The organism is Psychromonas antarctica (assembly GCF_022267535.1).
In the GTDB taxonomy this organism is placed as follows: domain Bacteria; phylum Pseudomonadota; class Gammaproteobacteria; order Enterobacterales; family Psychromonadaceae; genus Psychromonas; species Psychromonas antarctica.
The window spans coordinates 148,801-161,202 of sequence record NZ_JAHNZV010000001.1 but is presented as its reverse complement, the minus strand read 5'-3'; the positions used below and the strand labels follow the sequence as shown (position 1 = coordinate 161,202).

Below are 12,402 nucleotides of genomic sequence, written 5' to 3'. Positions count from 1 at the left end.
TAGTGCACTTTTTCATTACGCTCTAGATGCTTGCAGGATAGTATCGAAAAGCTCATTAGCGATTGATATCACACGCGCAGCCGCACTGTAATGTTGTTGGAATTGCAGTAAATTTGCAGCTTCTTCATCCATATTAACACCGCTACTGCTTTGGATCCGTTCATAGGATTGTGTCTGTAAAATAAGGGTCGACTGCATGGAGACATCTGCATTGGCTGTTTTTGCACCAATTTCAGATAACATGCCGCTGTATACGTCCTGGAAAGTTGCTTTGCTATTATTCATAATTTTCTGACTCTGTAAGTCAGCTATTTTCATCATGTTACGGTTATCACCGTCACCCGTTTCATTATAATTCAGCGTAAAGGTGTCTCCTTGATATGCAGGCGGACCAGGAAGTGCACCTTGGAGTGATCCACTGATCATTTCAACTTCAATACCCGCCAGATCAAAAGTCACTTTTCCAGTTAAAAGATCCGGCGTGACGGTTAAACCGGTTAATAGGTCACCAGGTAGTTTTGCTGGTGTATAATTATTGGTTGAGTCAGGGGGAGCGGGTAAAGTAACCGGATTGCCATTTTTGTCTACAATATCAAAAGTAATATCACCACCATCAACAACCCCGGTAATAACAATCTGCAACGGATTATCGGCATCCATATATAACTTATCAAGTGGCTTATTTATCGCGTTTGTACGTAATACTGCGTCACCTTTATTGCTCTCACTCGCAACCGTTTTTATTTCCGCATCGGCAGCGGCAATTTTAGCCGGATCTTGATGTTGTAAACTAACCTGCTGTGCCGCTAATCGCGTAGGCCGCAAGGTAAACTCTTTACCTGCGAGTAGTGGATCGCTAGCAATAATGGCATCTATCCCCAAGCTCAATCCTGAATTAGGGATATCAACACGTTTACTTTTATTTAAATCAATCGGATCCAAATCTTGTGTCACACCTGTTGTTGTATTAGTCACAGTAAACTCTAACGTACCAGCAGGCCCTGGTACAGTTGGCGTGTAGCTCTTGACAACTAATTTATACTCATCAGGTTTCAGCTGGCTAAGATCATCAACACGTAAACTTAGCTGTGCACTGCCCAGCCCGTCGTTATGAGCCAACACACGTCCTTTCATCGTTGCGTCAGAATTAATATCATTAAATAGATCTTCGCCAATTTTTCCCTCGAGGGTTTGCCCTTCTTTTTGCAGTTCATTAATCGAATGCGTTATACCGATAATATTTTGCCCAAGCTGATTAAATGCACGTTCGATATCATTATTACGAGTGTCAAACATAGCGGCTACTTTACCGCCTAATCGACTCGCATCCATTTTAACAATCATGCCGTTGACATTGATTGCCATCTCTTTACGAGAAGGATCTGGATCACCATTAACTGCAACAACATTTAATGACTCCCCGCCCATCACTAATGACTGACCGCTACCAATGTAAATATTGACCATACCGTTATCAGCAGGTACCACAGACACATTTACTAATTCACTGAGCTTAGTGATCGCCTGATCACGTTGATCCATTAAATCATTGGCATTATTTTGGCCGCCACTGCCTAAAATAGAGGAAATTTGTTTATTAATATTACTCAGATTATCTGCAAGCGTGGTGATGGTTTGTGCCGTGTTACTAATATCGTTATTAATACCGTTATATTGAATATCAAGGCTGTCATAAAGGCGATTATACTGATTAACCATATTTGCCGATGATTGCAGAAATACTTGTCGTGACTCAAGCATATTAGGGTGGTCGGAAACACCATTGATAGCTTCAAAGACAGCCAGTACCGGCTTAGTTGCTGCCGTACTTTCATCTGAAAGTAACATATCCAACTGGCTTGATTGCGCGTAGGTTTCTTTGGCGTAAGCATACTGTGACGTGTTCATAATATTTTCAGTGAAAGCGAATTTATCGTACGCGCGTTCAATACCTGATACAACGGCACCGCGTCCAATAAAATAACTACCATAGCGGTCTGCGCCAGCCGTTGCTACTTCAACTGTTTGCCGAGAATAACCAGCAGTATTGACATTGGCAATATTATGTCCGGTCGTTGCCAGGCTCGCTTGTGATGAATAGATGCCCGACAAACCAATTTGAAATAGATCAGCCATTGAAATCTCCCGCTAACACGGCTTTAAATTCTGCGTGCTGCATAATTGCTTTAATTTTATCTGCGTATTGAGGATCCGTTGCATAACCTGCCTGCTGTAATTCTTCAATATAACGATCGTCATCGGTGCCTTGTTGCAGGGCACTCTCATAACGTTTGTTAGATGTGATAAAATCACGGTAATCGTCAAAGCTTTGCGCTAGACTGTTATAACTTCTAAAATTAGAACGACGCTTAACCCCAACGCCCTCTTCCACTTCCAAGCTATCTTTTGCAACTCTATCGCCCTGCCAGCTATTATTTGCTTTGATATTAAAAAGATTAAAACTACTTTTTTGATCTGCTGTCTGTATGATCTTTTTACCCCAACCGGTTTCTAGAGCTGATTGTGCGATTAATACAGCTGGTGAAACCCCTAACAACTGCGCCACTTTTTTGGCGTAGGGCAACACGGTTGTGATAAAGGATTCTTTATCCGTAAATTCAGGCTGTTTATCGAGCACTTCAAGCGGGATTACTGCGGACGTTTTATCGGGTTTATTTAACGTAATGGCGGGCAGCGCTTTTTCTAAATCGAACAGCGATTGTGGTTTATTATTGGCCATCGTTAACTCTTCCATCGGCACCGATTTGGGCGCCGCAATCGAGCTGGGGTCAAGCTGCCTAACCAATGCGTCGGCCAGCCCTAATGAACCATGGCGACTGATGTCTAGTGCGAGCTGCTTATCTTGCATATCGGTATAAAATTTAGTTTGTTTATTATTAAACGGGCTGTCAGTTTCAAAAGCTTCATTGGCTTGGCGCATCGATTTAATCAACATAGTCGCGAACATCGATTCAAATTGGTTGGCCACCTCACGAAGCGATTCTTTACCATTACTTTGAGCTTTTTGACGCAACTGATCCAGACCTTGTAAATCAAAGTAATTACTTGCTTGTGTTACTGTCTGATTAGCCATTGTCAGCCCCGTTTATTATCTATTACAAGTAATAAAGCAAAAACAGTGCCATTACTTCAATAAGCGCGTATTAATATATTACTTAATTGTCTTTATAAAAATGGTCAGTCACGTAAAATGCCCTTTTTTTCCAACAAGGACTCTCTATGATCAACCCCGTTTTACTTTCGGTTTGCGTGATGCTTGCGCTCTCTTTAATACGCATTAATGTGGTGGTGGCCTTAACGCTCAGTGCCTTAATTGGCGGTTTAAGCGCCGGTATGTCGATGAGTGATACGATCAGCGCATTTGAAGGCGGGCTCGGTGGTGGCGCAACTATCGCATTGAGTTACGCAATGTTAGGTGCCTTTGCTGTGGCGATTTCTAAATCAGGTATTACTGACCTGTTAGCACAAACCGTTATTAAAAAAATTCATGGTAGACACCCAGATCATCTCACCAATATGATTAAGTACTCTCTACTCACCTTAATCTTATTAATGGCCGTATCATCACAGAATATTATCCCTGTTCATATCGCTTTTATTCCCATTCTAATACCTCCTTTATTGACAGTATTTGCTAAATTACGCTTAGACAGACGTATGATCGCTTGTGTACTGACGTTTGGTTTGGTTACGCCCTATATGGTATTGCCTATCGGTTTTGGCGGTATCTTTTTAAATGATATTTTATTAAAGAATTTGCATGAGAATGGTTTAGATGTGACAGCAAGCCAAGTTCCCACTGCGATGATTCTACCCGCTTTAGGGATGGTTATCGGCCTGCTCATTGCGGTATTTATCAGTTACCGCAAACCGCGAATTTACAAGCACAAAGAGGTAGTAATCAAGCAAGCTGAATCTAGACAATTCAACATACGCCATATTGGAGTTGCTTTGGTAGCCATTATCGCTACATTAGCAACACAGCTTTTAACCGGCTCAATGATTATTGGTGCATTGGTAGGCTTTGTGGTCTTTACTGTCGGTGGCGTTATCGCATGGAAAGAGACCCATGATGTCTTCACCAAGGGTGTGCACATGATGGCGATGATCGGCTTTATTATGATTGCGGCAGCTGGTTTTGCGGCTGTGATGAAAGCCTCTGGGGGAGTTGAAACCTTAGTTGAAATGCTTTCTGCAAATATCGATCACAATAAACCACTAGCCGCGTTATTAATGCTGGTAGTGGGCCTGCTCGTGACGATGGGAATTGGCTCATCATTTTCCACCATTCCAATTATTGCCACCATTTATGTGCCACTTGCTATCGCATTTGGTTTTTCTCCTATGGCAACAATTGCCTTAGTTGGAACAGCAGCGGCATTGGGTGATGCAGGTTCGCCTGCATCTGATTCAACCTTAGGGCCAACATCGGGGTTAAATGCGGATGAAAATCACGACCATATTTGGGACACTGTCGTACCGACCTTTATCCACTACAATTTACCCTTAATTGTATTTGGTTGGTTAGCGGCTATGACGTTATAAAAAAGGTTGAAAAACTGCAAAAGAGGAGACTAAAAAGGGAAAGCCGAGTGTGACTTTCCCTTTTTATGTACAAAGATGTGTTAGATAATAATTAACTCACCTTGCAATGCACCTGCTTGCTTAAGCGCTTCTAAAATTGCCATTAAATCGCCAGGTGCCAACCCTACCTCATTCACTGCGCGCACTAATTCATTGAGACTGACACCGGTATTGAAGTTAAACATACGCGCATTTTCTTGGGTGACATTAATCATACTGTTATCCACCACTTCTGTATTCCCCCCCGCAAGTGCATTCGGCTGTGACACCGCTTTATTTTCACTAATCGTGACACTCACTCCGCCATGGGTGATCGCTGTTGGTAATAATTTAACATCTTGGCCGATCACAATAGTACCGGTACGTGAATTGACAATAATTTTTGCACTGCCGCGCGCCGGTTCAAATTGAAGGTTTTCTAAGGTTGATAAATAAGAGACCCGCTGCGAAATATCACGAGGGGCAAGCACCTGTACAGAGGTTGCATCTAATAAAGTAGCAGTATCTGGCCCCACTAAGTTATTAATCGTATCCGCCATTCTTTTGGCAGTGGTAAAATCAGACTGGTGTAGATTAAAGGTAATTGTATCACCTTGTGAAAAAGGAGATTTAACTTCACGCTCAACAATCGCGCCATTAGAAATCCGACCGACAGTCGGGGTATTGATTACCACTTTAGATCCATCTGCGCCTTCGGCACCCAAGCCACCGACGACTAAACTACCTTGAGCAAGTGCATAGACATTACCATCCACCCCTTTTAAGAAGGTTTGTAGTAGTTCACCACCACGCAGACTTTTCGCCTCACCAATCGCCGAGACGGTAATGTCAATTTTCTGACCACGCTTAGTAAACGGCTTTAATTCTGCAGTGATCGCAACTGGGGCAACATTTTTTATCTTTAATGTTTCACCAGCCGGAATATTGATGCCAAAATTACGCAACATAGTCGCAAAGGCTTGCTCTGTAAATTTACTGCTTTTTTCACCCGTTCCGGGTAAACCAACGACCAAACCATAACCCACCAGTTGGTTACTGCGCACCCCTTTTACGCTGGCAATATCTTTAATTCGCGCGGCATAACTGGGTGTTAAAAAGGTCATCAGTAAAACAGACAAGAGTAATCGCGATATTGCTTTCATAATCAGTTCCTTGTTTTAACTTTTAAGCTTTGAGTTTAAAATGGCCAATATGGACCATTGAAGAATGCCGTTAACCAGCCCTGTTTTTGGGTATTAGCGAAATCACCTGTGCCACCATACTGGATGCGAGCATTCGCCACGCGCATTGATGAAATCGAATTATCTGCTTGTACATCTTCTGAACGAATCACCCCTTTAATACGCACAAACTCTTCACCATTATTCAACATTAACCATTTTTCACCACGAATTTCTAGATTTCCATTACTTAATACTCGTGTCACATTGACGGTAATACTACCTTTTAAACTATTACTTTGATCAGCATCGGCATCGCCTTCAAACTGACTTGTTTGGCTTGAACCTATGCCAACACCTGTAATTGATATAGGACTTGTGCCCGTGCCGGGTAACGTCACTGGATCAATATCCAGATTGTAACTGTTGCTCTTACCCTGACTGCTGCCTGCTTTTTTCTTCGCAGACGTTGATTCGTCTAAATACACCGTAATAATGTCACCAATACGATGCGCTTTAATATCAGAATAAAGGTTATTAGCATAACTGTCTTGGTACATAGAGCCTGTAGTGGCAACGTCATAATCGGCCTCAACTGGCTCAACAGGCACAAACTCAGGATCATCTTTAACGCGCTCATTGGGCAGTGAGGTACAGCCTGCTAACAAAGCAAGGCTGACTAATAGTGTTAGTTTAAACATAACGCCCCCTATTATAATTGCTGGCTAACGTAAGAGAGCATTTCATCAACCGCTGAAATAACTTTAGAGTTCATTTCATAAACGCGCTGGCTTTCAATTAAGTTGACTAACTCTTCCGTTACATTAACGTTTGATGTTTCCAGCATGCCTTGACGTAAAAATCCCATCCCGTCGCCACCAGGTACACCTTGTAGTGGTGCGCCACTGGATCCCGTTTCGGTATATAAATTCTCACCAATTGGCTCAAGCCCTGATGGATTCACAAAATCATTTACATTTAACTGACCAACCACTTGATTATCCGCTTGCCCAGCCAGACGCACAGAGACTTCACCTTGCGAACCGACACTGATTGATTGCGCATTAGCGGGTATCTGCACTTGCGGTAATAGCGGGTAACCGGATCCAGGCGTTACGATAATCCCCTCTTCATTTAACTGAAACTGGCCATTACGTGTATAACCAGAACTACCATCTGGCATCTCTATTTCAAAAAAACCACTCCCATCAATCATAATATCTAAGGAGTTATTGGTAGTCAGTGCATTCCCCTGCGCAAAATTCTTTTGCACCGCCACTACTTTGGCACCAGAGCCAATCATTAAGCCAGATGGCAGTTTAGTATTTTGTGTCGCATTGGCACCGGGCTGATTAATATTTTGATAGAGCAAATCTTCAAAAACCGCACGACTTTTTTTGAAACCGACGGTACTCGCATTGGCTAGATTATTAGAAATAGTTGCCACGTTGGTCTGTTGGGCGTCTAACCCTGTTTTACTTATCCATAAAGCGGGATGCATAACCTTTCTCCTTTATTAATTGAATGCCGATTGTTTAACAATGCCTTAGGCTTAAGTTACACAACACGCAATAGAGACTCAGAAGCTTTGTCCATCTCTTCCGCTTTGCTCATCATTTTAATTTGCATTTCAAATTGACGTTGTAAATTAATCAAACTGGTTAATTCACTGCTTAAATTCACATTAGAGGCTTCCAGTGTGCCGCTTTGCAGTGATACCTGTTCATCAAATTCAGGTTCTACGCCATCAATACGTCTAAATAAACCATCTTGGCCGCGCATTAAACCTTTCATGCTAGGATTCACTAGCTTCAGCTGGGCAACTTCTTCCATTGCATCAGCAGGGGCGCCTTCAGGACGAATTTCAACCACACCATCTTTACGAATACTAAATTTTTCAACGGGTAACGGAATAAAAACGGGATTACCTTGTCTATCTACCAGCTGATTCCCCTGAGTATCCACGAGGAAACCTTGTTGATTAATATTTAAGCCGCCGGAACGTGTCATCGCTTCACCGCCTAATTGCGAATCAACGACTAACCAACCATCACCTTCAATCGCAACATCTAAATCTCTACCTGTCGTTTGTAATATACCGCTTTCAAAGTTTTGCCCTGGCTCTTCGGTTAAAGAGAAAACACGAGTCGGTAACCCCTCTCCATAAGCCTGCATGCTGCGGGCTTGTTCGAAACTGGATTTAAATCCAGTTTTACTTGCATTTGCGAGGTTATTACCATGAATTGCCAAAGCATTCATACTCTCTTTGGCACCAGACATTGAGATATAAAGAAAGCGATCCATTTGTGTTCCTTAAACGATTGGGTTTTATAATAATAAATATGCAAAATATGCGCCAATAAAACAAAAATGGAAAATAAAAAAACGCACCTAAATAGGTGCGTTGATTAAAGTAGGAGAACCCTGATAGAACAGATTATCTGATCTGTAAAATAGTTTGTTGTAATGTGTTATCTATCTCTAATGCACGTGAGTTAGCTTGGAAGTTTCTTTGTGCTGTGATCAAATCGACTAGCTCCGTCGTTAAATTGACGTTAGATTGTTCAAGTGCTGCCGAGTTAATCGCGCCAAATGAGCCAGAAGCCGCCTCTCCCGCAATAGGATCTCCCGAATTTTGCGAGGCAGTCCAATTTGAACCATTTTGCGAAAGACCTTGCTCATTACGAAAACGGACGATGGCAACGCGTGATAAAGGCTGTGATGTCCCATTACTGTATGTCGCTTTGACCAGACCATCACTGCCAATTTCCACACCAGTTAATCGTCCTACGGTTAACCCGTCTTGCTCTAACGCGGTCACTTGAAATGAAGAAGCAAACTGAGTTGGCTCTTTAAAGTTTAGGGTAAATGCCTGACTACCATCTGCACCAGCGTCTAAAACTTTTGCGCCATTAACACCTAATGGTTCGAAGGCAAGATTTGCAGGAGAACTTCCCGTATAACCACCGACCGCATCAAAGGTTAATACCACACCCGTATGAATCACACCATCAGTATCAGTATAAGATGCATCCAATGGAGTACCATCTGCAGATCCATCACCATCGGCATCAATATCATAGGTAACAGTCGCTTCAGCCCCGGTTGTGGTGTCCCACGCATCGACAGCTTTATTGTCAACAGTAACAAAGGTTATCCACTGGTTAGTATCTGTATAAGATCCATTTTCTGGCTTAATATAAAAAGTGTTAGCAGTATGTGATTGCCCTAACGAATCATAGATAGTTACCGATGTTGCATTATTATAAGTAGCTGGATCATTTGGATTAAAATTAGCGGGATCAAGGGTTGTAGCATCTGAAGGTAAATTCAAAGTAATACCAATTTCTGAAGTCTTGACTGGGGTACCTGCCGTTTCTGGAATGCGAATCGGCTCCGTAGTACTTAAACTCACAGAGGATGAATCTCCATCACTATTAACCGGAAAGGCTTGCAAGTAGTTACCGCTATTATCAACAATATAATTGTCATTATTAAGTTTAAATTCGCCACCGCGTGTATAACTTAAATCGCGCTCACTAATATCAGCCGATGTAGCAAAAAAACCACTGCCTGTAATCGCTAAATCCAACGGGTTTTGCGTAAACTTCAAGCTACCCTGACTAAATTGCTGCGCAACAGCGGCAATAGAAACACCATCGCCAGTTTTTGTTTTGCTGTTAGAAAAGAGTGAGTTGGCATAGACACTATCAAACTCCGCACGCGATTCTTTAAAGCCAACTGTATTAACATTGGCAATATTATTTGCAGTCGTATCCAGATCACTTTGAGCTGCCGATATTCCGCTTAATGCTACATTAAAAGACATAATATTTTCCTTTTATATATTTTCTGCAACTTCAATTGCATCTGTAAGTTTGATACCACCTAAACCTTGTAGATTTAGATTAACCCCTGTTTGTCCGCCACCTAAACTGACACTTTCGACATGCGCATATGATGCAGTCGTTAATTCTTCACCTTGACCGTTAACTAAGCCGTTTGCTTTTAATGTGTATTGACCAGCCTTAACACGATTCCCCTGTGAATCTAAACCATCCCATGAAAAACGTTTATTACCGGCTCCAATATCGCCGAGGCTTATCGAACGGACAACGCTGCCATTAGCATCTTCAACGGTGAGCATCGCACTATAAGCCCCTGTTGTGGTGCTAATTGAGCCTGATACACCGCCAGTTTCCGGCAGATAAGAGATATTGCTGGGGATCAGCACTTTTTTGCCCACGAGCGATGATGCTTCTAAGGCTTGGCTTGAGGTCAGAACTTCTTTCATTCCAGCAAATTCACTGCCCATAGTGGTAATACCCTCGGCAGTGGTAAACGATGCCATTTGCGCAATCATTTCCGAGTTATCAACCGGTTTAAAGGGATCTTGATAAGCAAGTTGTTGTGATAGCAAGGAAAAGAAGTCTTCTTGATTTAACTGCTGCTTGGCATCTATCTCTTTATTAGCAGCAACTTGATCTGCTGTTAATGGCGTAGTTAGATTCAATGCGCTGTAATTACTAATTGTCGTCATAGATTACCCCTTGCCCATCTGCAATGTACGGCTTAACATTTGTTTGGCTGCATCGGCAATCTGCACATTGGTTTGGTAAGCTCGCGACGCACTAATCATATTGGCCATCTCTTCCATCACATTAACGTTTGAATGATATATAAAACCATCGGCATCTGATTTTGGATGGTTTGGTGCATACTCTTTATTTAAAGGCGCATCACTTTCAACAATACCTTGTACTTTCACACCCACGTCACTGCTTAAACCACCTTGAGCACGGTTTAATTCCGCTGCAAAAATAGGTTGGCGAGATCGGTAGGTTTGCTCTGCACTACTGCTGACACTATTCGCATTTGCCAAATTACTGGCAGTGGTATTTAATCGAACAGACTGAGCGCTCATACCGGTTGCTGATATGTCTAATACTCTTAATAAACTCATCATGATTCTCCTAGCGACTGATTATTGACCTTTAATGGCCTTGCGCAAACCTGAAATTTTACTGTTGAGAAAATCTAAACTGGCCTGATATTCCATACTGTTTTTCATAAATAGGTTACGTTCCACTTCTACATCGACGGTATTACCATCACCAGTATCAGGTTGATTACCCGTACGAAACAGTTCGCCAGACTGAGCCAAAGAAAAAGATTGGGCAGATTTATGGCTCTCATTGGTGCGAGTTAAGCTCATGCCAGAACGAGATCGCGCACTTTGCAATGCGTCTTTAAAGTCAATATCTCGTGCTTTGTAATTGGGTGTATCCGCATTGGCGATATTACCCGCCAAAATTTCAGTTCGCTGAGCACGAATACCCAAAGTATGTTGATGAATTCCTAATGCACTTTCAAAGTTAATCGCCATAAATTTCTCCTATGAAAAATATAATGCAAACTTTATGCCATAAAAAAAATTACTCAGTAGAGTTAATAAAAAGAGAGGGATTTATACCCATTATATTACTTAAATGTTCTATTTTAGCCTAGAGAAAATAGGGTAAAACAAGGCATGTATTTCAGTAACTGATTGTTATAATTTAAAAACAAACCAAAAAAGTAAATGTTATGTGTGTTTAACTAGCATCCATTTAAACAAGCATAAATGAAGAGATAATGAGTAGATTTTGTCTTACATAAATAAGCGAGGCACTATTGCGCGGACAATCGCATAAATAATTGATTGTTGGAAAGGTGGTAATGTAAAACAAAGGGGGCTGATTACTTGGGTGGCAAAACTTGCCTCTTTATTGGCAATAAAGAGGCAAGTTTTCATGGTTAATATTTAACTTTTAAGTTTATAAATAATACCAGGGTTACAACGCACCATCTCAAACTTATCGGTTAGCCCTGTTATCGATTCTGATGCGCCCATAATCAAATACCCACCAGGATTTAAAGCCGTTGCGAACTGATTTAGAATTTTAGATTTCACTTCACTTGAAAAATAGATAAGTACATTACGACAAAAAATAATATCAAACTTACCCAATATAGAATAACTGTCTAATAAATTGTAACTTCGAAAGTTAGTCATTTTTTTGACTTCGGTTTTAATTTGCATTTTACCAGAGCCGTCATTGACACGATCAAAGAACTGCCTTTTACGTTCATCAGATAAACCTCTTGATAAAGCAAGCATATCGTACGCTCCAATTTTGCATTGCTCTAACATCGTATTAGAAATATCCGTACCAACGATCTGAACATTCATACCTAAAACAGCTTTTTGTTTTTGATACTCAATTGCCGTCATCGCAATAGAGTAAGCTTCTTGTCCAGAGGAACTCGCTGCCGACCACATTTTAATACTCTTTTTTTTCTCCAATATTTCAGGAAATATTTTTTGAGACAGTAATTCGAAAGGGTATTTATCCCGAAACCATAAAGTTTCATTGGTAGTCATTGCATCAATAACGGCTGTTCTCAATTCTCTATTTTTGTAACTCATTGATTGATGGATTAAATCAGAGAGTTTTTCAATTGAAAACTTAGTCATTAAAGGGATTAATCTACTTTTTACAAGATATTGCTTATTCCCCCCGAGCACGATTCCACACTGTACTTCTAGAAAATCAGAAAATTGTTTATAAATATCATCTGAAAGTGCTCTCACAAA

12 protein-coding genes are annotated in these 12,402 nt (G+C 41.3%); 1 reads left to right on the top strand and 11 read right to left on the bottom strand.

The features are described from left to right. Positions 1-15: 15 nt before the first annotated feature. On the bottom strand, positions 16-2,136 hold the full coding sequence (gene flgK, locus KSO91_RS00700; RefSeq protein WP_238740312.1) for a flagellar hook-associated protein FlgK: 2,121 nt from the start codon (positions 2,134-2,136) through the stop codon (positions 16-18). Then, a complete protein-coding gene (flgJ, locus tag KSO91_RS00695) occupies positions 2,129-3,094 on the bottom strand; it encodes a flagellar assembly peptidoglycan hydrolase FlgJ (RefSeq protein WP_238740310.1) in 966 nt (321 codons plus the stop codon). Before flgJ ends, flgK begins: the two co-directional genes overlap by 8 nt. A 149-nt stretch (positions 3,095-3,243) precedes the next feature. On the opposite strand from flgJ, the gene KSO91_RS00690 reads away from it, so the two are divergent. After that, positions 3,244-4,566, top strand: coding sequence for a Na+/H+ antiporter family protein (locus KSO91_RS00690; protein WP_238740361.1), 1,323 nt, complete (start codon positions 3,244-3,246; stop codon positions 4,564-4,566). Between the two features lie 80 nt (positions 4,567-4,646). On the opposite strand, the gene KSO91_RS00685 is transcribed toward KSO91_RS00690, so the two are convergent. The 9 genes from KSO91_RS00685 to KSO91_RS00645 all read right to left on the bottom strand — a co-directional run bounded on the left by KSO91_RS00685 (position 4,647) and on the right by KSO91_RS00645 (position 12,399). Beyond that, complete coding sequence (locus KSO91_RS00685; RefSeq protein ID WP_238740308.1) at positions 4,647-5,747, bottom strand: flagellar basal body P-ring protein FlgI; 1,101 nt, start codon at positions 5,745-5,747, stop codon at positions 4,647-4,649. 35 nt (positions 5,748-5,782) lie between these two features. After that, positions 5,783-6,466: a flagellar basal body L-ring protein FlgH gene (gene flgH / locus KSO91_RS00680; protein WP_238740306.1), complete on the bottom strand. Its 684-nt coding sequence runs from the start codon at positions 6,464-6,466 to the stop codon at positions 5,783-5,785. Between the two features lie 11 nt (positions 6,467-6,477). Beyond that, a complete protein-coding gene (gene flgG / locus KSO91_RS00675) occupies positions 6,478-7,266 on the bottom strand; it encodes a flagellar basal-body rod protein FlgG (protein WP_238740304.1) in 789 nt (262 codons plus the stop codon). A 56-nt stretch (positions 7,267-7,322) separates the two neighbouring features. Continuing rightward, complete coding sequence (locus KSO91_RS00670; RefSeq protein ID WP_238740302.1) at positions 7,323-8,069, bottom strand: flagellar basal body rod protein FlgF; 747 nt, start codon at positions 8,067-8,069, stop codon at positions 7,323-7,325. A gap of 133 nt (positions 8,070-8,202) precedes the next feature. Then, positions 8,203-9,594: a flagellar hook protein FlgE gene (gene flgE, locus KSO91_RS00665; protein WP_238740300.1), complete on the bottom strand. Its 1,392-nt coding sequence runs from the start codon at positions 9,592-9,594 to the stop codon at positions 8,203-8,205. A gap of 12 nt (positions 9,595-9,606) precedes the next feature. Then, entirely contained in the window at positions 9,607-10,305 is a 699-nt protein-coding gene (locus KSO91_RS00660) for a flagellar hook assembly protein FlgD (protein WP_238740298.1), read from the bottom strand. Between the two features lie 3 nt (positions 10,306-10,308). Continuing rightward, positions 10,309-10,728 carry a flagellar basal body rod protein FlgC gene (gene flgC, locus KSO91_RS00655; protein ID WP_238740359.1) on the bottom strand — a complete coding sequence of 140 codons (420 nt, stop codon included), beginning with the start codon at positions 10,726-10,728 and terminating at the stop codon, positions 10,309-10,311. 21 nt (positions 10,729-10,749) lie between these two features. Next, positions 10,750-11,151 carry a flagellar basal body rod protein FlgB gene (gene flgB, locus KSO91_RS00650; protein ID WP_238740296.1) on the bottom strand — a complete coding sequence of 134 codons (402 nt, stop codon included), beginning with the start codon at positions 11,149-11,151 and terminating at the stop codon, positions 10,750-10,752. Positions 11,152-11,568: 417 nt separating this feature from the next. Next, on the bottom strand, positions 11,569-12,399 hold the full coding sequence (locus tag KSO91_RS00645; protein ID WP_238740294.1) for a CheR family methyltransferase: 831 nt from the start codon (positions 12,397-12,399) through the stop codon (positions 11,569-11,571). Positions 12,400-12,402: the final 3 nt, after the last annotated feature.

What these genes read in the sequence shown, in the direction of transcription:
- flgK (WP_238740312.1), bottom strand. Translation starts at nt 2,136, where the DNA reads ATGGCTGATCTATTTCAAATTGGTTTGTCGGGCATCTATTCATCACAA.
- flgJ (WP_238740310.1), bottom strand. Translation starts at nt 3,094, where the DNA reads ATGGCTAATCAGACAGTAACACAAGCAAGTAATTACTTTGATTTACAA.
- KSO91_RS00685 (WP_238740308.1), bottom strand. Translation starts at nt 5,747, where the DNA reads ATGAAAGCAATATCGCGATTACTCTTGTCTGTTTTACTGATGACCTTT.
- flgH (WP_238740306.1), bottom strand. Translation starts at nt 6,466, where the DNA reads ATGTTTAAACTAACACTATTAGTCAGCCTTGCTTTGTTAGCAGGCTGT.
- flgG (WP_238740304.1), bottom strand. Translation starts at nt 7,266, where the DNA reads ATGCATCCCGCTTTATGGATAAGTAAAACAGGGTTAGACGCCCAACAG.
- KSO91_RS00670 (WP_238740302.1), bottom strand. Translation starts at nt 8,069, where the DNA reads ATGGATCGCTTTCTTTATATCTCAATGTCTGGTGCCAAAGAGAGTATG.
- flgE (WP_238740300.1), bottom strand. Translation starts at nt 9,594, where the DNA reads ATGTCTTTTAATGTAGCATTAAGCGGAATATCGGCAGCTCAAAGTGAT.
- KSO91_RS00660 (WP_238740298.1), bottom strand. Translation starts at nt 10,305, where the DNA reads ATGACGACAATTAGTAATTACAGCGCATTGAATCTAACTACGCCATTA.
- flgC (WP_238740359.1), bottom strand. Translation starts at nt 10,728, where the DNA reads ATGAGTTTATTAAGAGTATTAGACATATCAGCAACCGGTATGAGCGCT.
- flgB (WP_238740296.1), bottom strand. Translation starts at nt 11,151, where the DNA reads ATGGCGATTAACTTTGAAAGTGCATTAGGAATTCATCAACATACTTTG.